The organism is Microbacterium halimionae, from assembly GCF_011761265.1.
GTDB lineage: Bacteria > Actinomycetota > Actinomycetes > Actinomycetales > Microbacteriaceae > Microbacterium > Microbacterium halimionae.
This window is the reverse complement of the sequence record NZ_JAAOZB010000002.1, coordinates 941929-964842: the sequence shown is the minus strand read 5'-3', so window position 1 is coordinate 964842 and position 22914 is coordinate 941929. Positions and strand designations below refer to the sequence as shown.

Here is a 22914-nt window from a genome sequence, read left to right as displayed (position 1 = left end):
GTCAGCCTTCTTTCTCATCGGTCGGGCGTTCTCCTGCCATCAGCAGATACAACACGGCCATACGCACCGAAACACCGTTTGTCACTTGCTCCAAGACTGTGGAGCGTGGCGAGTCGGCTGCTTCGGCGGAGATTTCCAATCCCCGATTCATCGGGCCTGGATGCATCACAATGCTACCGGCCGGAAGCCTGCTCACGCGTTCAGCGTCGAGTCCCCATGTGCGTGAATACTCCCGTTCAGTGGGGAAATACGCCGCATTCATCCGCTCAAGCTGGATCCGAAGCATCATGACAGCATCTGGCTCAGCCGCGATGGCCTCATCCAGGTCATACCGAATGGTTGCCGGCCATGCCGAGACATCTTGAGGAACCAGAGTTGGGGGCGCAACGAGTGTTACCTCAGCGCCAAGCGTCGTAAGGAGCCATACATTCGAGCGGGCGACACGTGAGTGCAAGATGTCGCCGACGATGGTGACACGCAGCCCCTCCAGGTCGCGGCCTCGGCTGGCGTCACCGAATGTGCGCTTTCGCAACGTGAAGGCATCAAGAAGCGCTTGGGTCGGATGCTCGTGGGTACCATCGCCCGCGTTGATGACACCCGCGGTGATCCATCCGCTTGTCGCGAGCGTTCGTGGCGCACCGGAGGCTCCGTGACGGATGACCACGGCATCGGCGCCCATTGCCTGTAGCGTCTGCGCCGTGTCTTGCAGCGATTCGCCCTTGGACACCGAAGAACCCTTGGCCGAGAAATTGATGACATCCGCAGATAGACGCTTTGCTGCTGCTTCGAAAGAGATGCGAGTTCTGGTCGAATCTTCAAAAAAGAGATTGACAACAGTTTTACCGCGCAGGGTAGGTAGCTTCTTCACCTCGCGTTGTTGCGTCGCAGCCATATCTTCTGCCACGTCCAAAATCCCGATGGCATCGGAGCGAGTCAGGGTCTTCGTGTCGAGTAAATGCCTCATGAGCCGATCGTCACCTCTTCGATGTCATCGATTCCGGCGAGGCGAACATTCACTCGCTCGTCGCGCGCGCTCGGGAGATTCTTGCCGACGAAGTCGGGTCGAATCGGGAGTTCGCGATGTCCCCGGTCAATGAGTGTTGCGAGCCTGACGGCCGCGGGACGGCCGATATCCTGCAATGCATCGAGAGCCGCGCGGATCGTGCGTCCGGAAAACAGCACGTCATCGACGAGGATGACTACTTTTCCGTCGATACCGCCGGCGGGAATGTCAGTGCGCTGCGGTGAGCGCGTCGGGTTTTGCGAGAGATCATCGCGATACATCGTCACGTCAAGTTCGCCGACGGGAACGCTGCGTTCCGAAAACTCTTCGATGAGCGCGCCTATGCGCTCCGCAAGGGTGATACCGCGCGTGGGTATTCCAAGAATGACGAGCCCATCAGCGCCACGATTGGATTCGAGGATCTCGTGAGCAATACGTGTAAGAGCGCGTGCGATGTCGGCTTCGTGCAGCACAGTGCGTGTGCTCATTCGCCGCTCCCTTCTCCGCCTCACAGGACGGTGTTAAAGGTTGCTAGATGCAGTACAACTCTACATCGCGGCCGGGGCACTCGCTTCTCGGTGTAGCTCATCTTCTTTAGCATGAGCGCGAATGGGGTGTCCCAAAGTGCTGAGGCACTTTCCTGTGGAAAGATCCCACTTCCAATCGTGGAGTGAACACGTCAGCACGCCGTCTTCGATCTTTCCCGTCTTCGACAAATCTGCACGGAGGTGAGGGCAACGACGCTGCACAACCCAATCGCCGAGTTCGACATCTTCGGTGACGTCGGACTGTTCCGCATACCAGTTCTCGACATATTCGAGCCGATCACGCGAAAGGCACTTCATGAAGGTGTAGATGAACTCGTTGAACTTTCCAATGCGTCCAGCAGCGAACTGCATTGAGAGGAAGATCGAGTTCGACCAGTCGATTTCATGGTCTGCGATATTCGTCGACACGAGATCGGCGGGAATCGTGAACCAGTAAGAACACTCCTCCCCCGCATATTCCCGGAGCTTTGCCTTAGGGAAATCAACGACCATGTCGAGCTCGCCGATTGTCATTCGTACCGGGCCACCGACACCGTCACGGAAGATTCGACCTCGGCGCAAGAGTGGTTCCCACCAGGCCTTGAGCTCAGCAAGCATTTCTGCCGGAGGAAGAACGGGTGCGCGCGAGTCTTCTTCGGCGCGTATCTCGGCCTGGCGGCTTGCTCGCTGCTCCTCGAGATAGCCCCACTTGTCGGTGAAAATCGCATCGATTTCAGCGTCGGTATAGAGCGTCTGCTCGACGGTCTGTTCGCCGTTCTCGATGGTGACGACGGTGCCCGGGATGAAAACGTGACCCGCGTACTGAGGAGCTTCTTCACGCATACGAGAGATGAACTCGGCTTGGTCAGTGAAGATCGAGTCGTTCTGCTGACCGAGTCCGTTGTAGCGGAACAGCTCGTCCCGCAAGAACATGGGTGGCCCCGCCATCGGAAAGACGTGGGGGGCATCGACCTTTTCGATGTAATACATCGCGCGCTTGTGCTGAGCATCGCGCTTGAGTCGTGCAAAGTTCTGCTTCGCGTCCTCTGGAAGGTCATAGACCATCGGCCACCAAATGGCGCCTGAGAACTGCGTGAAGTACGCCTCGGGCTTCGAGAACGAAAGCAGCTTCTCGAGATCGAGCGGGTGCGAGTCATTCTGATTGAGGATGCTGGCCGTGCCGTCATCAATCGAAAGGCTTGAATCACCGATCGGGCCGTCGCTTGGCGCACGAAGCGGTGTGACCATCATGCGGAGCGCGCCGCGTTCGATGATCTCGCCGGACTGCGTGTACGTGATGTTGTTGAAGCCGAGCGCGCGGAGGTCCCGTTCGAGATCATCGGTTGGGTAGTCCGGGAGGAGAACCTCGATGTCCTTCGGCACATAAGTCTCAAGCAACCAGGGATCGAAGTGATCTCGGTGGCGGTGGCTCACATAGAGAAAGTCGGCTTTACCGAAACGCTCCCAGTCGAGGCGACGATTGTCGGGAAACGGGAACCATGACCCGTAGAACGCTGATTTCACCCACGGGTCGCACAGAATGCTGCCGCCCAGAGTCTCGATGAACATTCCGGCGTGGCCGAGTCCTGTGATGCGCATGCGCACTCCCTTCAAAATCGAGTGTAGGCATCCATCCTGAAAACAATGCCGCAGCTGCGCCGTGCAAAAAGCGCGCGCCCACTCACGTTGCTGCGCTAGCTAGATCGAGCCACGCGCGCGAGCACTCCGTGAACGAAGGCTCCCGATTCATCGGTCGAAAACTCTTTCGCGAGTTCGACTGCTTCGTCAATCGCGACGGCTGTCGGCACCTCATCGTTGAAAAGCACTTCCCACACACCGAGACGGAGCACCGCGCGGTCTACAGCGGGCATACGCGAAAGTGACCAGTCCTTCGCGAAGGTGGAGATTTGCTCGTCGATCTCATCGCGGTGGTCGATCACGCCGTCGACGATATCTCGCGCGTAAAGCCACGATCCTGATCGTTGCGGCTCCCCCGCGGCACGTTTGGCTTCTGCCGCCAACGTGTCGGGGAGGCCGTCGCCGCGCACGTCGGCTTGGAAAAGGATGTCGAGCGCGCGTTTGCGCGCTTTGCTGCGGGCACTCATGAACTAGTGATGCTCGCCGTCTCAGCTAATGCGTCCGAGGTAGTCACCCGTCCGGGTGTCCACCTTGACCTTGGTGTTGTTGTCAACGAACAGCGGTACTTGGATTTCGTAGCCGGTTTCAAGCGTCGCAGACTTCGTGCCGGCGGATGAGCGGTCGCCCTGAAGGCCCGGCTCGGTGTAGGTGATTTCGAGCACAACGGATGCCGGCAGCTCTACGTAGAGCGGGTTACCGTCGTGCGTCGCGATCGTCACCTGCTGGTTTTCGAGCAGGAAGTTGGCGGTGTCGCCCACGACGGTTGCGGGCACGTTGATCTGGTCGTAGTCGGCCATGTCCATGAAGACGAAGCTTTCACCGTCTGCGTAGAGGTAGGTGAAGTCGCGGCGATCGACGTTCTGAATGTCGATCTTGGCGCCGGCGTTGTAGGTCTTGTCGACGACTTTGCCAGTCATGACGTTCTTCATCTTGGTACGCACAAACGCGCCACCCTTGCCGGGCTTGACGTGCTGGAACTCAATGACGGTCCAGAGCTGTCCGTCGATGCTGAGGACGACGCCGTTCTTGATGTCTGCTGTGGATGCCATGAGAGAGAAAAGGTCCGTTTCGTCTTGTGGAATGCGGTCACATGCGTTCTTACGCGAGTGGCCGACGTCCTATCCTACGTGATGGTCTCGTTTAGTCCGCGGAGGTACCGGTGATGAGAGCGCAGAGGCGCTCCACAGCGGTGGCGTAACCCGCGACTCCCTCGCCGATGACGTGAATTGCTGCGACGTCAGCGATGTAAGAAAAGTGGCGAAATTGCTCTCGCGTGCGTACATCTGAAATATGGACTTCTGCGACCGGCAGCGCAACGCCCGAAAGGGCGTCACGAAGCACAACCGATGTGTGAGTGAGCCCGCCCGGGTTGATGATGATTCCCTCGCAGTCTTCGCGTGCCGCATGGATCGCGTCGATCAAGACACCCTCGTGATTGCTCTGCACCGCTCGCACCGCAAACCCGCGTGCGCTGGCCGTCTCCGACACCAGGGTCTCGACATCGTGCAGGGTTTGAGTGCCGTAGACCTTAGGCTCACGGATGCCGAGGAGATTGAGATTCGGACCGTTCACCAGCAGAAGCTGATTAGTCATGCTCACGCGCCTATTTCTTGGTATGCCGCGAACAGGAGCGACTCGTCTGGTGCTCGCAGAACCGTGGGCTTCGCAATGTCGTCGAGAACGATGAAACGCAACATGCCACCGCGGGACTTCTTGTCGCGCTGCATGGACGCAAGAAGCTGACCCCACGCACCGGCACGGTAGGAGGTGGGAAGTCCGAGGAGTTCGAGAATAGTGCGATGTCTCGTAGCCGACTCGTCGGAGAGGCGTCCCGCGAGGCGAGAGAGTTCAGCTGCGAACATCATGCCGATCGATATCGCAGCGCCATGTCGCCACTGATAGCGCTCAGCGTGTTCGATCGCGTGACCCAACGTGTGACCGTAGTTGAGCACTTCGCGAAGGCCAGCCTCCCGCAGATCCTCGCCCACGACTCGCGCTTTCATCTCAATCGCGAGTTCGATGCATCGACGAAACGCCGCGCTTGACGGATCAACCGCGGCGACCGGGTCTGCCTCAATGAGATCCAGGATTTCGGGATACCAAATGAACCCGGCTTTCACGACCTCAGCAAACCCCGCGACACGCTCGTTTTCGCTCAGTGTCTCAAGGAGATCGAGATCGCACAGCACTGCCCTCGGTGGCCAGAAGGCTCCGACCAGGTTCTTGCCCTCGGCGGTGTTGACTCCGGTCTTTCCTCCGACAGCCGCGTCGACCATAGCGAGCACTGTCGTAGGGATTTGCACAATCTGCACGCCACGTAGCCAGGTCGCTGCGACAAAACCGGCAAGGTCGGTGACCGATCCACCACCGAATCCAATGACAGCATCCGTGCGGGTGAAATCTGCCTGGCCCAGGATCTGCCAGCAGAAGGCGGCAACCTCGATGCGTTTTCCGGCTTCGGCGTCGGGGATTTCAGCGAGGAGAACCTCGCGTTCGCCGGATGCCATCAGAAGCTCGCGTAGCTCAGCTGCCTTCGCACTGACAGTTGGCGCGTGAACTACGAGGACTTTCTTCACCGTCGGCGCGAGTGATGCCGCTGTGAGTGTCAGGAGGTCGCGGCCGACTGTGATGTCGTAGGGGTCGGTACCGGACACGGAAATGATCGTGTTCTCACTCATACGTTCTCCAGACGGTCGTCTTCATGTGTGGCCCAATTGACGATCGATGTCACAGCAAGGGCGAGTGGGCCAACGGAGGTGTCGAACGTAGCATCCGCGACTTCTTGATACAGCGGGAGCCGTTCGTCGTAAATCTGTTGCCATCGAGCAACGGGATCTTCACCGGCGAGCAGCGGTCTGCCGTCGCCAACCACGCGCGATGCGACAAGCTTTGCACTGACGGTGAGAAAGACGACCCGGTGAGCCGCGAGGTCCGATCGAGTGTCTGGATCGAGTACAGCGCCACCCCCCAGCGCGACAACGCCGCCATGAGCGAGTGCTTCAACCACCGCGGCTCTCTCGAGCGCGCGAAAATGTGCCTCGCCGGTGCGGGCGAAAATCTCGGGAATCGGCCCGTGGTCGCGGATGACTGACTTATCTGTATCGATGAACCGCTGGCCGAGTGTGCGTGCAACACGACGACCGACACTCGTCTTGCCGGCTCCCATCGGGCCGACGAGAACGAGCGCTCGCGAATCAGGAACGGTCATCCGAACCGAGCGTGCTGGAGCTTTCGGATGCAGTGCGGAGCGTCCCGGGAATCGCTGCGAGGTAGCTTGCGAGGTTACGGGCAGTCTCCGCGACGCTATCGCCCCCGAACTTTTCGAGAATGACGTCGGCGAGTGTGATCGCAACCATCGCCTCGGCGACAACACCTGAAGCAGGTACTGCGCAGACGTCAGAACGCTGATGGTGAGCGGATGCCGTTTCTCCCGTTGCCACGTCGATTGTCCGAAGCGCGTGCGGCACAGTCGCGATGGGCTTCATTCCGGCGCGCACGCGCAAGAGAGTTCCCGTCGACATCCCACCCTCGGTACCACCGGCGCGATCAGTTGCACGAGTGATGCCACCGTCGTCGGCGAAAAGTTCGTCGTGAGCGGCAGAGCCGCGTCGTCTCGTGGTCTCGAAGCCGTCGCCGATCTCGACGCCCTTTATCGCCTGAATGCTCATGAGGGCCTGGGCAAGCTTCGCGTCGAGCTTGCGGTCCCACTGCACGTGAGAGCCGAGCCCCGGCGGAAGACCGTAGGCGAGCACCTCGACGATTCCGCCGAGAGTGTCACCATCCTTGCGCGCTGCGTCCACCTCGGCGACCATCCGTGCCGACGTTTCAGCGTCGAAGCACCGCAACGGATCTGCATCGAGCGCGTCGACGTCATCAGCTGTCGGGAGCGCAGCACCCTCGGGAACCTGCACTGGGCCGATAGACAGCGTGTGGCTGACGAGACGAATGCCGAGCTCCGACAAGAATGATCGTGCGATCGCTCCAAGCGCGACACGCGCCGCTGTCTCGCGGGCGCTCGCGCGCTCAAGAATGGGGCGGGCTTCGTCGAACCCGTACTTCTGCATACCGACGAGATCTGCGTGACCTGGGCGTGGACGCGTAAGTGCTGCGCTCCTCCCCCGGGATTTCTCAGTGATTTCCGTCGGTTCGGGGCTCATAACCTCTGCCCACTTCGGCCATTCCGTGTTACCGATGCGCAGCGCAATGGGGCTGCCAAGGCTAGAGCCGTGGCGAACCCCGGTCGAGAGTGTGAGCTCGTCCTCTTCGAATTTCATACGCGAGCCGCGACCGTAGCCGAGCTTTCTGCGGGCGAGGTCGGCTTGGATAGCTGCACGGGAAATGGGGACGCCAGCAGGCAGCCCTTCCATGACAGCAATGAGTTCGGGGCCGTGCGATTCGCCGGCCGTGAGCACGCGGAGCATTGTTCTAGTCTCCCATGAGAGCGGCGCGCATCGCGGCGAGCACTGCGGGTTCGTCGGCAATCGGTTCTTCGATGTCACCGGTAGTGAATGCTCTCACCTGCAGGACTGCCTGGTGAAGCAGCATCCCAAGGCCCGAGACCGCCGTTCCACCGCTTCGCTCCCACGCTGTCGCGAGGGGAGTCGGCCATTGTCCGTAGACGACGTCAAACAGGATGCCACCGGTCCTCGCAAGCGCATCGGAATGAGCGTCCGACAACGGCGCATCGCCGGGAAGAGTGGCGATAGTCACGTCGACATCACCCGCAGCGGAGGTATCGAAAGCACGCACGTTCACCTTGACGTCGAGCGCCTCACCGAGCACGACGAGGTGGTGAGTTGCCTCGGGGCGACGGGCAACGATATCGACGTGCGATGCTCCCATCTCAACGGCGGCAACAATTGCCGACGTGGCTGTTGCGCCTGCACCCACGATCTGCACACGTTCGAGTTCGTGCAGCCCTTCGTCACCGAGGGCCTGCACGAGACCACCGACGTCTGTATTGAAACCAAGGGCCCCGCGCGATGACAACGACAGCGTATTGACGGCACCCGTCAGCTGAGCGCGCCTGTCCCGGCGACCGGCGGCACGGTATGCGGCTGCTTTGAGCGGCATCGTGACGGAGAGACCTCGGAAGCGCGGGCCGAGCAAATTCAGCTCATCCGCGAACTGAGCTTCAGTGACCTGACGTCGCTCATATTCCCAATCAAGACCAAGCACCCGGTACGCAGCATGATGCAACTCTGGAGAACGACTGTGTCCGATGGGGTCGCCCCATACCTCGCAGCGGGGCGTGACTAGCATCCTGCGTCAGGGTTCTCTGTGCACCACGCACGCCACTTCGCCACCGCAGCCTCGTGATCAGCGAGGTTATTCGTGAATTCGGTCTCGCCGGTATTCAGGTTGACAGTGACGAAATAGAGCCAGTCACCATCAGCGGGATGCATCGCCGCGTCGATCGCCGCGTCGCCTGGATTGGCGATAGGGCCTGCGGGCAACCCGGAGCGCACGTAGGTGTTCCACGCATTGTCGTCAGAGAGCGCTTCAGCCGACGAGCTGACGGTCCCGTCATGCATCTCGCCGTAGCCGTACTGCGCGGTGGAGTCCATCTGGAGCAGCATGCCGTCGTCAAGGCGATTCTGGATGACTCGGGAGACCTTGTAGAAGTCAGCCTCGGCGCCCGCCTCACGTTGGATGATCGATGCGATTGTGAGGATGCGCTGGCGTTGATCCACGGGAACGCTCGCGGCGTCCAGCGACTGCACTGTGCGGTCCACAAGAGTTTGGATCACCTGTGGCGCGGTAACGCCAGGTTCGAAGGTGTATGTGGCTGGAAAAAGCCAGCCTTCGAGCGAATCTGCAGCGATGCTGTAGTCCGAAGGGTTCGCCACAGCGGCATTGAGGTCTTCGAGTGAGAGCGACGTGCTTTCGCTCAGTCTCGTAAGAGTCTGAGCGACGGTGAGGCCCTCCGGCAGCTGCGCCGAATTCTCTAACTTGTTCGCCGGGTCTTCGAGAGCCTCGAGAGCTGCGGCCGAAGTCATTTTCAACTGAAGCTGGTAGGTGCCCGGATAGAAGGTGGTCGTGGCGCCGGTGTCTACGAGCATGTCGTAGAACGCGCTAGATGTCTTCGTTACACCCTGGTCGTAGAGTGTCTGCGAAATCTGCTGTCCGCCGTCTCCTTCAGAAATCGTCACCAGCACTTCGCCCTCGGCGATTCCGGCGTCGAAATCTTTGGGCTCTTCCCATCCCATAAATTCGCGAATCTGCGTTTCGTAGGTGGTCCAGACCCAGAATCCGCCGACGACAACGCCCCCGAGGAGCAACAGTATGAGGGCAAGGACGATTCCGCAGCCGAGGCGAGTTTTGCCTTTCGGTGAGCGAGGACCCTGGCCTGACGGATCAGGTTGAAACATTTCGTAAACCGGCGGTGACTGTGTGGGTGGTCGTGTCGGTTGGGGCGCGCTCGGCTGCGCGGCGGTCGGCTGTGACGGAACCTGTTCACGCTGCGCGTCCCGTGCCGCGCGACGGGACGTCGGGGCCGATGCGTCTGCTCGTCTGGGCGACGATCCGTTCACGCCTGTGAACGAATCGTCGGGCGGCGTGGCGTCAGTCATGATGGGCGGGCTCCTATGCCGAAGAAACGGGAATGCCGGGTGCTTTTCCTGTGCGCTTTTCGACGTCGATCGCATTTTGTAACAGAATAACCGCGGCGACCTGATCGACAATGCTACGAGAATTACGTTGTGATCGCCCGGACTGTCGAAGCGCGGCATGTGCTGACACCGTGCTGAGCCGCTCGTCTGAGAGCCGCACTGGCCGATTTCCTAATGCGAGGCCAGCCGCGAATTCTCGCGCGTCGGCGGTTGACGCGGTGTCGTTGCCACTCAAATTGAGCGGCAATCCGACCACAATCTCGAGAACTTCCAACTCATTGCTGAGTTCCAGAACACGGCGAATCGCGTTGTCGTCGCGGGGCACTGTCTCGACAGGAGTGGCAAGCATTCCGTCTGGATCGCACCGCGCGACGCCTACGCGAGCCTTGCCGACATCAACGCCCAAGCGCGCGCCACGGCGAAACTCGCTCATACGCCCATCGACAGTGCCGTGGTCACTGCGGTGAGAGCCGCAGGAAGAGCTGCGACATCTGTGCCTCCACCCTGGGCGACATCGTCACGACCGCCGCCGCCGCCGCCGAGTGTTGCGGCTGCGGCTTTAGCGAGGGCTCCCGCTTTCGCGCCTGCCTCGCGCGCGGCAGGAGTCGTCGCAACAATCACGACAGCACGTCCGCCAATGTCTGCTCCGAGCGCAATCACAGCGGGTTCTGCGGTGAGGCGGTCACGAATCTGCAATGCGAGCGCACGCACATCATCGGCTGAGCTGGCATTTCCCATTGATTCAGCGACGACTCGGTATGCACCAAGGGTCTTCGCCCGGGAAGCAAGTTCGGGCGCGCGGTCCGCGAGGGCGCGGGCTTCATAGGCCGCGATCTTTTTCTCAGCGGCTTTGAGGCTTGCAGAAAGTTCCGCAATTCGTGTTGGCAACTGCTCTCGAGGTGTCTTCAGCGATGAGGTGAGCTGAGATACGATCGCGCGCTCCGCGGCGAGATCGCGGAAAGCATCGAGCCCGACGAGTGCCTCGACTCTGCGGTTTGAAGCTCCAACTGAAGACTCCCCCACGAGGTTGATTAGGCCGATCTCAGCGCTCGATGACACGTGAGTTCCGCCGCACAGTTCCCGCGACCACGGGCCACCGATGTCGACCATGCGCACGCTCTCGCCGTATTTCTCTCCGAAGAGGGCCATGGCGCCGAGCTTTCGTGCTTCGTCGAGCGGGAGCACTCGAGTTGTGACCGCAAGATTGTCGCGAACTGCGTTGTTGGAGATCTCTTCGATTTCGCTCTTGGTGGCAGCCGAAAGGGCTTGGTTCCACGTGAAGTCGAACCGAAGGTACCCGGCACGGTTGAGCGACCCAGCCTGGGTTGCGCTCTTGCCCAAGGTGTCGCGAAGAGCTGCGTGAACCAAGTGCGTCGCCGAGTGAGCCTGCTGGGCTGAGCGTCGATTTACGGCGTCGACGATGCTCGTAGCCGCCTGGTTGACGCCGACCTCGCCCTGAATGACCTCCACGGTGTGGCTGATGAGCCCCGGAACGGGCTTTTGGACGTCGAGTACCTTGAGCTCGTAACCCGGTCCGACGATGATGCCCTTGTCAGCGACCTGGCCGCCCGATTCAGCGTAAAGCGCGGTCTCAGAAAGGATGACCTCGGCAATCTGCCCCTGCGAAGCCGACGGCACTGAGATCCCATCAACGAGGACACCCAAGACACGCGATGTTGTTTCCATGTCGCTGTATCCGGTGAAGACAGTCTCGCCGAGCGCGCGAAAGTCGCGGTAGACACTGTGGTCGGCGATGGCTCGCTTACGTGACTTCGCGTCAGCTTTCGCACGAGAACGCTGTTCTTGCATGAGCGTGTTGAACGCTTCACGGTCGACCGATATGCCAGCTTCCTCCGCTATTTCTAGCGTCAGGTCGATCGGGAAACCGTACGTGTCATGGAGCAGGAATGCGTCGGGGCCGCTCAAGGCGCTTTTGCCGCTACCTTTTGCTTCCGAGACCGCGACATCAAGGATGGTCGATCCAGATGCGAGGGTGCGCAGGAACGTTTCCTCTTCAGCAAACGCGTATTGAGAAATGCGAGACCAATCGTCAGCGACGACGGGATACGAAGTCGACATCGCGTCTCGAGATGCCGAGAAGAGTTCGGGGAATGTCGCGCCGTCAACGCCGAGCAGTCGCATCGATCGCACGGTGCGACGCATCAGGCGACGGAGGATGTAACCACGACCTTCGTTTGACGGAGTCACGCCGTCGGAGAGGAGCATGAGAGACGAACGCACGTGATCAGCGATCACGCGGAATCGGATGTCGTCTTCGTGCTCGGCACCGTAGCGGCGCCCCGACAGCTCGACAGCGCGGTCAAGAACAGGGCGTACTTGATCCGTCTCGTACATGTTGTCGACGCCCTGCTTGATAAAAGCAACACGTTCGAGGCCCATACCCGTGTCGATGTTCCGATGTGGAAGATCGCCCACGATGTCGAAATCGATTTTCGAACGCACGTTCGCGATCGAATACTGCATGAAGACGAGATTCCAGATCTCAGTAAAGCGGCTGTCGTCGACAGCAGGGCCGCCATCGCGTCCGTATTTCGGACCGCGATCGAAGTAGATCTCCGAGCAGGGGCCCGCAGGGCCGGGCTGTCCGGTCGACCAGTAGTTGTCTTCGCGGCCGAGGCGTTGAATCCGGCTTTCGGGAAGTCCAGCAATCTTTTGCCAAAGGCCCGCAGCTTCGTCGTCATCTTCGTAAACAGTGACCCAGAGGTCCCGTTCTTCGAATCCCAAACCGCCGTCGGACTCAGAGCTGGTCAAAAGCTCCCAGGCGTAGCCGATCGCGCCTTCTTTGAAGTAGTCGCCAAACGACCAGTTGCCGAGCATCTGGAAGAAAGTACCGTGTCGAGCCGTGTGGCCGACCTCTTCAATGTCGTTGGTACGGATGCACTTCTGCACGTCCGCGGCGCGACGATATGGCGGCGGAACCATGCCCGTCAGGTAAGGAATGAACGGAACCATCCCGGCGACAGTGAAGAGCAGCGAGGGGTCATCGGTGACCAATGACGACGACGGCACGATGGTGTGGTCGTTTTTCTCGAAGTAGTTGAGGTATCGCTGAGCGATTTCGGCAGTTTTCATGCGGGTGTTCCTTTTTCAGGCGCAGTTCATCCGGGAACCCCGGTCGAGGCGAAGTCAGTCTTTGTCGGAGGTCACGTCGGCTGCGGCACTCGCAAGCTTTTCTGCTGCGTCTGTTGCCGCGTCTTTCATCTCTTCGGCTAGCTCGGTAAAGCGCGATTGCTGCTCGCGATACGCATCGCCGATCCGATCGGTGAACTCGGTGATTCTCGAGTCGATGTCGGCCAAGACTTCGTGCCCCCGTGGGTCTTTGTCCACGAAATGGGCGAGAACGAAACCGGCACCGGCCCCCAGTACGAACCACACCACATTTTTCACGTGAGACTCCCTCGTTTTGGCCGCACGAATCTCGGCGGGTTCAACCATCGTAGGCGAGAACGACCAAGGGCGCCGGGATAACTCCCGACGCCCTTGGCAAAATTGCGATGCGCTGCTTAGCGTGCCGCGTAGTACTCAACGACGAGCTGCACGTCACAGGTGACGGGCACCTCGGCGCGCTTGGGGCGACGCACGAGGCGTGCCTGCAGCTTATCGAGTTCAACCTCAAGGTAGGACGGAACCGGGGGCAGAACCTCGGCGTGCGCGCCTGCGGCGGCAACCTGGAACGGCTCGGTGCCTTCGCTTCGCTCTTTCACGTGAATGAGCTGACCCGGTTTGACGCGGAACGATGGGCGGTCAACGAGCTGGCCATCCACCATGATGTGGCGGTGCACAACGAACTGGCGAGCCTGCGCGGTCGTGCGAGCAAAGCCCGAACGAACGACAAGAGCGTCGAGTCGCATTTCGAGCTGCTCGACGAGGTTTTCACCCGTCAGGCCGTCGTGGCGACGAGCTTCGTTGAACGCAATGCGCAACTGCTTCTCGCGGATGCCGTACTGCTCACGCAGACGCTGCTTCTCACGGAGGCGAACGGCGTAGTCGCTGTCAGCTTTACGCTTCGTGCGGCCGTGCTCACCGGGAGCATAGGGGCGCTTTTCGAGATAGCGTGCAGCCTTCGGTGTCAGCGGGATGCCGAGCGCGCGGGACAGGCGGACCTTGCGGCGGTCCTGGGATTTCGTGGGCACAGGTGTGTCCTTCCGATGACGTGGCCATGCATTTCACGGCTCACGGACGTATCACCAACCTCCGCCAATCGGGCGCACGTCGCAGCGCACCGGTGGTTTCATGGAGGAAAGGAGATGCTCGAGAACTGGGTCTAGAGCCGATTCATCTTATCAGACGGGTTATGTCGAGCCGAGGATCCGGCGGATCTTCTCAAGACGTGCGCTGATATCGCGCTCCTGGCCATGCATGGTCGGCTCGTAGTATCGGCGCCCACGAAGTTCATCCGGTAAGTACTGCTGCGCTACGACGCCAATTTCGCTGTCGTGCGGATACTTGTAGCCCTTGCCATGTCCAAGGCGTTTAGCTCCCGCATAGTGTGCGTCTCGCAAATGCAGCGGCACGGAACCGAAGCCACCAGCTTTCACATCTGCGATCGCCTTGTCTATCGCAACATAGGACGCGTTCGACTTTGCGGCCGTCGCGAGATACGTCGTGGCCTCGGCGAGCGGTATTCGCCCCTCAGGCATTCCAATAAATTGCACGGCATCAGCGGCCGCCACCGCGATATTCAACGCGAGTGGATCTGCGAGTCCAATGTCTTCGGATGCTGAGATGACAAGCCGTCGAGCGATGAATCGAGCATCTTCCCCGGCTTCGATCATTCGCGCCAGGTAGTGCAGAGCGGCATCAACGTCTGAGCCCCTGATTGACTTGATGAACGCGCTGATGACGTCGTAGTGCTCGTCGCCCTGGCGGTCGTAGCGTAGGAGCGCCCGGTCAACTGCTTGCGCGATATGCTCGGCCGAGATCACTGGCGGTGACTCGGTGTCCGCGCCCGACGATGACGCCACGCTCTCATCAATCTCGTCTGAGTCTGAACTTGAGTCGTCATCTGAGTCTTCGTGGTCTGACGTCGGCAGCCCCGCCATCGATGCAGCCGCTTCTAAGGCCGTGAGTGCCCGCCGGGCGTCACCCGATGCAAGTCGAATGAGTGCGGAGCGCGCTTCGGCTTCGAGTGTGATCGCACCAGCGAGACCGCGCGGGTCGACAACGGCGCGATCGATAAGGCTGCCGAGATCTTCGTCGGACAATGGACGAAGCGTCAGCAGCAGTGATCGCGACAGGAGCGGGGAAATGACCGAAAATGAAGGATTCTCCGTCGTCGCAGCAATAAGGACTACCCAGCCGTTCTCGACGCCGGGGAGCAAGGCATCCTGCTGAGCCTTCGTGAAGCGATGTATTTCATCGAGAAAAAGGATGGTCGCCATCCCATACATGTCGCGTTGCGTCAAGGCGTCTTGCATGACTTCGCGAACGTCGCGCACACCGGCTGTGACTGCGGACAACTCAACGAATCGTCTGCCCGACGACCGCGCGATCGCCTGCGCGAGCGTTGTCTTTCCCGTTCCTGGGGGCCCCCAGAGAATGACTGATGTCGCGGCGGGACTCTTCGAATCTGAATCGGCGAGAGAAACAAGGGGTGAGCCGGCGCGAAGAAGGTGGCGTTGTCCGGCCACTTCATCAAGAGACACAGGTCGCATCCGCACCGCGAGCGGGGTTTGCCCGGGGAAGAGCGCAGAAGACATCCCATCAGGGTAACGGTGCGTGCCGACATCGGACTGATGCGTAAGATTTTCTTCTACTGTCACTTTCGACAGCGACGGAGGGGGAATCGGTGGCCAAGCAGGACCGCACACGCGCCGAACGCGAGAGGGCTCGCGTTTACGCTGGCCGATTGCAATTTCATTCCGCTCAACAGCGTCGCCGGCGTCGCGACAACGTCATTGCAAGCCTCGTCGGTGCAGTTCTGATTGTTGTCATCTCGGCGGGGCAATATTCCTACCATGTAGGCGGACCAGGTGCGCCGGAAGCAAGCGCCTCCCCCGCGCCGAGTGCGACAGTGCCCGGGGCGCCCATACTCATACCAACGCCCTAGCGACCCAACCATCAAACCAAACTGGCTGACCCGTATAAGGTGGGAATGTTCCTTCCCCGCATACGGTGCGAGCCGCATTGAGGTGCCAACGTGACTGCTGACGCAGACCCCACCAACGACAAGCCACTTACGAGTGACGAGGTCGAGACGACAACCGCATCCCCGACATCCGCATCCCCATGGGGTCGGGTCGACGAGGATGGCACTGTTTCGGTGCGCAGCGGCGATGACTGGAGAGTAGTAGGCCAGTTCCCCGATTCTCCTCCTGCAGAAGCCCTCGCCTACTACGAGCGAAAGTACAACGATCTCGCGAGCGAAGTGACGCTCCTTGAAGTTCGTCACCGTCGTGGTGGAGCATCGGCATCTGACCTGCGCAGCACGTCAAAGACAATTCGGAAGAAGCTTGTAGACGCCGCTGCTGTCGGCGACCTTGCTGCGCTTGATGCCCGAGTTGTTGCCTTGACAGCTTCACTTGAGGCCGCGTCGGCGACTGAGGCACAAGAAGCACGTGCTGCGGTAGACGCTGCTATTGCCGAGCGTACGGTTCTTGTCGAGCAGGCGGAGGCCCTGGCGGCGCGTGACCCGCAGACCGTGCAGTGGAAGCAGGCTTCCGCTGAGCTTCAAACAATGTTCGATCAGTGGCAGTCGCACCAGCAGAACGGACCTCGTCTGCCTAAGGGCGCTGCGCAGGAGCTGTGGAAGCGATTCCGTGACGCACGAAGCACTGTCGAGAAGCACCGCCGTGAATTTTTTGCTGAGCTGGACGAAACCCACAAGGGTGCGCGGGAACGCAAATCTCGCCTGGCAGAACGCGCGGAAGCTCTCGCCCCCAAGGGCGAGGATGGAATCGCGGACTACCGCAACCTCCTTGAGGAGTGGAAAGCCGCTGGACGTGCCGGCAAAAAGGTTGATGACGCGCTTTGGGCACGTTTCAAGGCAGCCGGTGACGCTCTCTACGGAGCTCGGGTCGAACGTGAAAGCGTTGAGGCCGAGGAGTCGAAAGAGAAAATCGTTGCTCGACGAGAGCTTCTCGTTGAAGCGGCGGCAGTCTCCGACGAATCCAACATCACGGCAGCTCGCCAGCTACTGACGAGTATCCAGCGCAAATGGGACGACATCGGGCGCATCTTCCCGCGCGATCAAGAGCGCGCGCTTGACGATGAGCTGCGCAAGATCGAGCAAGCTCTTCGATCACGCGAAGAGGTCGACTGGAAACGAAACAATCCGGAGACGAAAGCCCGAGCGAACGATATGACCCGTCAACTGACGGACGCTATCGACAAGCTTGAAGCTGAGCTCGCTAAGGCAGAGAAGTCGGGAGACGCGCTAGCGATCTCCAAAGCTCGCGAGGCCCTCGAAGCACGCCGCGCGTGGCTTAAGGTCATCGGAAACTAGCTGTCCAACCAAGTTTTCAGGGATGCCGTGCAGGCGACCCTGTCCACAGATGTGTTGGGTCATCGTCACTCGCCGTGAAAAGTGAGGGACGATGCCTTTCATGGCATCCCCGTTTCTGTATTTTGCTGACGCCCGGCTTTCGGTGGCTGAGTTAAGCGCGGCGTGCCTGGATGGCCATCTCGTGGAGCTCGGCGAAGGTTTCATTCCCGCTGACGCGATCGAGACGACGGCGCTTCGGGCCGCATCGCTCGCGCCCCTGTTGCCGCCAGAACTTGCGGCATCGCACCTTAGCGCCGCGTGGATACATGGCGGGCTCGAAGTTCCCCCTGCGAGGCACACCGTGCTGCGCGCGGTAAGTCGGCGCGTACATTTTCGTATGGGGCGGCGCTTTATCTACCGAGACGCATTTGTGCCCGGTGAAGATCTCGAGGAATGGGCAGGTATTCGCGTCACAACGCCGACACGAACGGTGATCGACTTGCTGCGCGGCGAAAGCCCAGTTTGCTACGCAGCCGCCGCTCTCATGATTTCGCGTGCGCCAGAACGAAAACTAGCTGCGCTGGCGTGGATCGAACAGCACAGGGCGCCTTTCCCCTACAAACGCCGCGCGATCGCCTTTCTAAAAGAAACCGCGACTACGACGACGTGACCCGATACACATCGTAGACAGCGTCAATTCTGCGTACCGCGTTCAGAACTCGGTCGAGATGGACGGTATCCCCCATCTCGAAGACGAACTTGCTGATCGCCAGACGATCGTTGTTCGTCGCGACGGTCGCCGACAAGATATTGACGTGATGCTCGCTGAGCACCCGTGTGACATCGCTGAGTAGCCCGGCGCGGTCGAGCGCTTCAACCTGGATCTGTACGAGAAACACACTCTTTGTTGTGGGCGCCCACTCGACGTCGATCATGCGCTCAGGCTCGTTCATCAGAGTCTTTACGTTTGTGCAGTCCGCGCGGTGCACGGATACGCCGCTCCCCCGCGTGACGAACCCGACGATGTCGTCCCCGGGTACCGGCGTGCAGCACTTCGCGACCTTCACCAAGATGTCCGGAGCACCGCGTACCAGTACCCCGGAGTCACCGTGGCGTGGAGCGCGGCTTCGACCAATCGTCGGAATATCGATTGGTCCGGTCGAGGAGTCATCCGCCTTAACCATCGCGGTGACTTTTTCAAGTACTGACTGAGTCGAAACGTGACCTTCGCCGACAGCCGCGTACAGGGCCGAAACATCTTCATAGTTGAGCTGGTGAGCGAGTTCGGTGAAAGTGTCTTCTGCCATGAGGCGCTGTAGCGGAAGGTTCTGCCGACGCATCGCTCGCGCAATGGACTCTTTGCCCTGCTCGATGGCCTCTTCGCGACGTTCCTTGGTGAACCAACCACGAATCTTGTTGCGAGCACGCGTGCTCTTGACGAAACCAAGCCAATCCTGACTCGGGCCAGCGTCGGGATTCTTGGACGTGAAGACTTCAACAACGTCACCGCTCGTCAGCTCCGACTCAAGCGGAACGAGGCGCCCATTGACCTTTGCGCCCATGGTCCGGTGTCCGACTTCGGTGTGGACCGCGTATGCGAAGTCGACCGGGGTAGCGCCTGACGGGAGGCCAATTACGCGACCCTTCGGGGTGAAGACGTAGACCTCTTTTGCGCCGATTTCAAAGCGCAATGAGTCCAGGAACTCTCCGGGATCGGCTGTTTCCGCTTGCCAATCTGAGATGTGGGCTAACCACGCCATGTCACTATCGGCAGCGCGAGAGTCGGTGGCCTTGCCAGCCATCCGTTCCTTGTACTTCCAGTGCGCCGCCACGCCGTATTCGGCCTGTTGGTGCATCTCGTTCGTGCGGATCTGAATTTCTACCGTGCGTCCGCTTGGGCCGATGACCGTCGTGTGGAGCGACTGGTAGAGATTGAACTTGGGGGTCGCGATGTAATCCTTGAATCGACCGGGTAGCGGAGTCCAACGAGCGTGAATAGCGCCGAGCACGCCATAGCAATCGCGGACAGTGCCGACAATGATTCGAATTCCAATCAGATCGTAGATGTCGTCAAATTCACGACCCCGCACGATCATCTTTTGGTACACCGAGTAAAGCTGCTTTGGTCGCCCCGCAACTCGACCCTTGATGCGAAGCTCGCGAAGATCCTTCTCAACGTCGTCGATGACGTGGCCAACGTACTGCTCACGTTGCGGTGTTCGCTGCTTAACGAGACTGTCGATCTCGACATAAATCTTTGGGTGGAGTACGGCGAACGAAAGATCTTCAAGTTCGGATTTAATCGCCTGGATACCGAGGCGGTTCGCCAGAGGCGCGTAAATCTCGAGCGTCTCCGTAGCCTTCTTCGACGCCTTCTCCGGCGGCACAAATCCCCAGGTCCGGGCGTTATGAAGTCGATCGGCCAGTTTGATGAGAAGAACTCGGATGTCACGCGACATCGCGACGATCATCTTCCGAACCGTCTCGGCTTGCGCCGCATCCCCGTACTTGACCTTGTCGAGCTTCGTGACCCCGTCGACCAGCATGGCCACTTCATCACCGAATTCGGCTGTCAGCTCGTCGAGACCGTAGCCAGTATCTTCTACCGTGTCATGAAGAAGAGCCGCCGCAATGGCCTTCGGGCCGAGGCCTAGTTCAGCGAGAATCTGAGCGACCGCGAGCGGATGAGTGATGTATGGCTCACCGCTTTGGCGTTTCTGATCTTTGTGGGCGCGCTCCGCGACAACGTAAGCCCTCTTGATGATCGTGAGATCACCCTTCGGGTGGTGCATACGAACAGCTCGCTCAAGATGCTCAACATCATTGACGCGATTGGCGCGAGAGAAAATTCTCGGTATCAGCCTGCGAAGCGATGAGTTCGGTGGGGCGCCTGGAACCGTCTCGGCCATCGGACTACCTCCGCCCTTGCTCGCGGTAGATCAATTCTAATCCCCGGACCGCCTCGCCAGTTGTGTTCACGCGTTGTCGCGAGCAATCTCACGTGCAGCACGCACACGCGCATCCCGGGCTTTAATCTTCGGCTCGCTCTCGCGGAAGTAGGAGTAAAGCGGCGCTGCGACGAAAAGCGTTGAGTACGCAGCAACGATGGTGCCCACGAAGATGGAGAGAGAGATGTCAGTGAGCGTTTGCGCGCCGAGTGCAAAGGCGCCGATGAACAGGATGGCGCCGGTCGGCAAGATTGCCACGACTGTCGTGTTGATCGATCGGATGAGAGTTTGGTTCACCGCGAGGTTAACCGACTCACCGAAGGTGCGCTCAGATACTTCACCGTCTTCATGGGTGTTTTCTCGAATCTTATCGAACACGACGGTGGTGTCGTAGAGCGAGTAAGACAGGACCGTGAGGAAGCCGATGACCGCAGCAGGCGAAATCGCGAAACCGCACAGTGCGTAGACACCGACGGTGATGATGAGAACGTCAACGACGCCAATAACCGCGGCTGCTGACATCTTCCAGGTGCGGAAGTACAGCGCCAGGATCAGGAATGTGAGCGCGAGGAAGATTGCGAGTCCCCACAGTGACTGACGAGTCACGTCGTTACCCCACGACGGGCCGATGAAGGAAGCCGTGACTTCAGAAGTCGGGACCGAGTATGCCTCTGCAAGCGCATTCGTTACCTGCTGGGTCTGGTCGGACGTCATCTGATCTGTTTGCAAGCGGACGGCCGAGCCACCGATGGTGGTGACCTTGGTCGCCGCTTCCGGCACTACCGTCTGCACTGCTGTCGTCGCCACATCTTGGTCCGGACTCGACAGCCCTGTCACCGTGAATTGCGAACCACCCGTGAACTCAATCGACAGCTGAATCGGACGAAACAACGGCACGAGTGCGGAACCGATCACGAGGATCGCCGCGATCAGGAACCACAGTCGGCGACGGTCGACGAAGGGAAAAGATGTCTTTCCCGAGTAGAGGTCGTTACCGACCTGGCTCATGGAGCGCATCAGTCTTCGCCCTTCTTTGACTTTGCAGCCGCGTCGGTGTTTTCAAGCTCCGCAGCGCGCTTGCGTTCGGCGATTGTCTGGCGTCGTTCGGCTTCGCCGCGCGAGCGCGACGAGCGACCCGTTGCCGCAGCCACCGGCGTCCGGAACTCTGCACGGCCTCGGTACACGGCGCCGAGCGCTGTCGGGTCAAGGCCGGAAAGCGGGTGCCCGGATCCGAAGAAACGGGTTCGCGCGAGGAGCTGCAACACGGGGTGAGTGAACAAGATGAATATCAAGATGTCGATAGCTGTCGTGAGGCCTAGTGTGAAAGCGAACCCCTTCACCGTTGAGTCGGCCAGGATATAAAGCACCACGGCGGCGACAATGTTGACCGACTTCGAGATGTAGATCGTCCGCTTCGCGCGGCCCCAGCCGTCTTCTACGGCAGCAGTGATCGACTTACCGTCTCGCAGCTCGTCTCGTATTCGTTCGAAATAAACGATGAACGAGTCGGCTGTGAATCCGATTGTCACGATCAAGCCGGCGACGCCAGCAAGAGACAAACGGAATCCCATTCGCCACGCGAGGATGCAGAGCGCGATGTAGGTCAGTACTGCCATCACGCCGAGGGAAGCGATGATGATCGAACCGAGTGCTCGGTACACGACGAGCGAGTACAACGCGACGAGCGCAAGTCCGATCAGCCCCGCGATGAAACCGATTTGCAACTGCTGGGAACCCAGGGTTGCCGAAATCGTATCGGAGCTGACGACCGCGAAGCTGAGCGGCAAAGCACCGTACTTGAGCTGGTCAGCAAGGGTCTGAGCGGTCTCTTGAGTGAAGCTTCCCGAGATCTGGGGCTTTCCATCGAGAATCACACCGTTCATCGAAGGAGCCGACAACACGCTGCCGTCAAGCACGAACGCAAACTGGTTGAGCGGCGCCGTTTCGCTATAGAGGCGCTGGCTGATTTCCCCGAACGTCGTCGTGCCGTCGCCGTCAAAGGTGATGTTGATGACCCACTGGCCGTTTTGTGAATTAATCCCAGCGGTTGCATCGTCGATCGCTGTGCCGTCAAGTTCTACCGGGCCGAGAATGTATTTCGCAGTTCCAGCTGAGTCGCAGGTAATAAGAGGCTCATCCGTGGGCGCGGTGCCTGGAGAGTTGTTGTCGTCTGCGCAGTCGTAGGCGAGGAACTCCGCCTGTAACGCTGGCGTTATCCAGCTCGTGTCGCTGCCATTGGTGGGTGACGTCGTCGGAGTTGACTCGAGCGACGGATCGGGCGTCGGATAAGGCGTGGCGACGTTGTCTTCACCGATGTAGGTGTTTGCGGGCGTGCCGCTGTAAAGAACAGGACGCAGCTGGAGTTGCGCGGCAGCTTGAATGCGTTCGCGCGTCTGCTCGTCTGCTTCGCCTGGGATCTGAACAACGATGTTCCTTCCGCCCTCGGTGGTGACATCTGCTTCACCCACGCCCGTTGCATCAACACGCTGACGGATGATCGTGACTGCCTGATCCAGCTGTTCGGTTGTCGGGTCGGCGCCGTCTTCTGTCTGGGCTTGCAGAATGATCTGCGTGCCGCCCTGAAGATCGAGTGCAAGATCAGGAGTCCAGGCACTGCCCTTGAAGACATAAACGCCAAGAGCGTTAATGCCGAAGAGCACACCGGTAATGATCAGGAGGCCAGTCAGCGCACGCCAGGCGTGCCGGACGGTAGTGGATGTCGCCACGAAGGTTCAGCTTTCTC

Annotated in this window: 21 protein-coding genes; 2 read left to right on the top strand and 19 right to left on the bottom strand. The window is 59.9% G+C overall.

Annotated elements, in window-relative coordinates; genetic code table 11:
* Position 1 precedes the first annotated feature (1 nt).
* The 16 genes from FHS06_RS12400 to FHS06_RS12325 all read right to left on the bottom strand — a co-directional run bounded on the left by FHS06_RS12400 (position 2) and on the right by FHS06_RS12325 (position 15499).
* Positions 2-964 carry an aspartate carbamoyltransferase catalytic subunit gene (locus FHS06_RS12400; RefSeq protein ID WP_167049715.1) on the bottom strand — a complete coding sequence of 321 codons (963 nt, stop codon included), beginning with the start codon at positions 962-964 and terminating at the stop codon, positions 2-4.
* On the bottom strand, positions 961-1491 hold the full coding sequence (gene pyrR, locus FHS06_RS12395) for a bifunctional pyr operon transcriptional regulator/uracil phosphoribosyltransferase PyrR (RefSeq protein WP_167049713.1): 531 nt from the start codon (positions 1489-1491) through the stop codon (positions 961-963). Before pyrR ends, FHS06_RS12400 begins: the two co-directional genes overlap by 4 nt.
* 60 nt (positions 1492-1551) lie before the next feature.
* Positions 1552-3129 carry a Rieske 2Fe-2S domain-containing protein gene (locus FHS06_RS12390; RefSeq protein WP_167049711.1) on the bottom strand — a complete coding sequence of 526 codons (1578 nt, stop codon included), beginning with the start codon at positions 3127-3129 and terminating at the stop codon, positions 1552-1554.
* A gap of 95 nt (positions 3130-3224) precedes the next feature.
* Entirely contained in the window at positions 3225-3635 is a 411-nt protein-coding gene (nusB, locus tag FHS06_RS12385; protein ID WP_167049708.1) for a transcription antitermination factor NusB, read from the bottom strand.
* A 21-nt stretch (positions 3636-3656) separates the two neighbouring features.
* Positions 3657-4217: an elongation factor P gene (gene efp, locus FHS06_RS12380; protein ID WP_167049706.1), complete on the bottom strand. Its 561-nt coding sequence runs from the start codon at positions 4215-4217 to the stop codon at positions 3657-3659.
* Between the two features lie 91 nt (positions 4218-4308).
* The gene (aroQ, locus tag FHS06_RS12375) at positions 4309-4761 is read right to left on the bottom strand and encodes a type II 3-dehydroquinate dehydratase (protein ID WP_208388167.1); all 453 of its coding nucleotides are present in this window, start codon (positions 4759-4761) and stop codon (positions 4309-4311) included.
* Positions 4762-4763: 2 nt separating this feature from the next.
* Positions 4764-5846 carry a 3-dehydroquinate synthase gene (gene aroB, locus FHS06_RS12370; protein ID WP_167049702.1) on the bottom strand — a complete coding sequence of 361 codons (1083 nt, stop codon included), beginning with the start codon at positions 5844-5846 and terminating at the stop codon, positions 4764-4766.
* Positions 5843-6376, bottom strand: a complete 534-nt coding sequence (locus FHS06_RS12365) for a shikimate kinase (RefSeq protein WP_167049700.1) — start codon at positions 6374-6376, stop codon at positions 5843-5845. Before FHS06_RS12365 ends, aroB begins: the two co-directional genes overlap by 4 nt.
* Positions 6363-7589: a chorismate synthase gene (gene aroC, locus FHS06_RS12360; protein WP_167049698.1), complete on the bottom strand. Its 1227-nt coding sequence runs from the start codon at positions 7587-7589 to the stop codon at positions 6363-6365. The genes FHS06_RS12365 and aroC overlap by 14 nt, the downstream gene beginning before the upstream one ends.
* Positions 7590-7593: 4 nt before the next feature.
* Positions 7594-8430 (bottom strand): shikimate dehydrogenase, encoded by an 837-nt coding sequence (locus FHS06_RS12355; RefSeq protein ID WP_167049696.1) that lies wholly within the window; start codon positions 8428-8430, stop codon positions 7594-7596.
* Positions 8424-9740 carry an endolytic transglycosylase MltG gene (gene mltG, locus FHS06_RS12350; protein WP_167049693.1) on the bottom strand — a complete coding sequence of 439 codons (1317 nt, stop codon included), beginning with the start codon at positions 9738-9740 and terminating at the stop codon, positions 8424-8426. The genes FHS06_RS12355 and mltG overlap by 7 nt, the downstream gene beginning before the upstream one ends.
* A gap of 13 nt (positions 9741-9753) precedes the next feature.
* Complete coding sequence (gene ruvX / locus FHS06_RS12345; RefSeq protein WP_167049691.1) at positions 9754-10212, bottom strand: Holliday junction resolvase RuvX; 459 nt, start codon at positions 10210-10212, stop codon at positions 9754-9756.
* Positions 10209-12872 carry an alanine--tRNA ligase gene (alaS, locus tag FHS06_RS12340; protein WP_167049689.1) on the bottom strand — a complete coding sequence of 888 codons (2664 nt, stop codon included), beginning with the start codon at positions 12870-12872 and terminating at the stop codon, positions 10209-10211. The genes ruvX and alaS overlap by 4 nt, the downstream gene beginning before the upstream one ends.
* 54 nt (positions 12873-12926) lie before the next feature.
* Positions 12927-13187 carry an ATPase gene (locus FHS06_RS12335; protein ID WP_165138171.1) on the bottom strand — a complete coding sequence of 87 codons (261 nt, stop codon included), beginning with the start codon at positions 13185-13187 and terminating at the stop codon, positions 12927-12929.
* Between the two features lie 116 nt (positions 13188-13303).
* Positions 13304-13933, bottom strand: a complete 630-nt coding sequence (gene rpsD / locus FHS06_RS12330) for a 30S ribosomal protein S4 (protein ID WP_165138169.1) — start codon at positions 13931-13933, stop codon at positions 13304-13306.
* 159 nt (positions 13934-14092) lie between these two features.
* A complete protein-coding gene (locus tag FHS06_RS12325; protein ID WP_167049687.1) occupies positions 14093-15499 on the bottom strand; it encodes a replication-associated recombination protein A in 1407 nt (468 codons plus the stop codon).
* Between the two features lie 440 nt (positions 15500-15939).
* Between FHS06_RS12325 and FHS06_RS12320 the strand changes: the two genes are divergently transcribed.
* Positions 15940-17244 (top strand): DUF349 domain-containing protein, encoded by a 1305-nt coding sequence (locus tag FHS06_RS12320; protein ID WP_167049685.1) that lies wholly within the window; start codon positions 15940-15942, stop codon positions 17242-17244.
* 100 nt (positions 17245-17344) lie between these two features.
* The gene (locus FHS06_RS12315; RefSeq protein ID WP_167049683.1) at positions 17345-17893 is read left to right on the top strand and encodes a type IV toxin-antitoxin system AbiEi family antitoxin; all 549 of its coding nucleotides are present in this window, start codon (positions 17345-17347) and stop codon (positions 17891-17893) included.
* Here FHS06_RS12315 and FHS06_RS12310 read toward each other — a convergent pair.
* The 3 genes from FHS06_RS12310 to secD all read right to left on the bottom strand — a co-directional run bounded on the left by FHS06_RS12310 (position 17880) and on the right by secD (position 22897).
* A complete protein-coding gene (locus tag FHS06_RS12310) occupies positions 17880-20132 on the bottom strand; it encodes a RelA/SpoT family protein (protein WP_167049681.1) in 2253 nt (750 codons plus the stop codon). The two genes, FHS06_RS12315 and FHS06_RS12310, sit on opposite strands and share 14 nt — an antisense overlap.
* Positions 20133-20198: 66 nt before the next feature.
* The gene (gene secF, locus FHS06_RS12305; RefSeq protein ID WP_167049678.1) at positions 20199-21188 is read right to left on the bottom strand and encodes a protein translocase subunit SecF; all 990 of its coding nucleotides are present in this window, start codon (positions 21186-21188) and stop codon (positions 20199-20201) included.
* Positions 21188-22897 (bottom strand): protein translocase subunit SecD, encoded by a 1710-nt coding sequence (secD, locus tag FHS06_RS12300; RefSeq protein ID WP_167049676.1) that lies wholly within the window; start codon positions 22895-22897, stop codon positions 21188-21190. Before secD ends, secF begins: the two co-directional genes overlap by 1 nt.
* Positions 22898-22914: the final 17 nt, after the last annotated feature.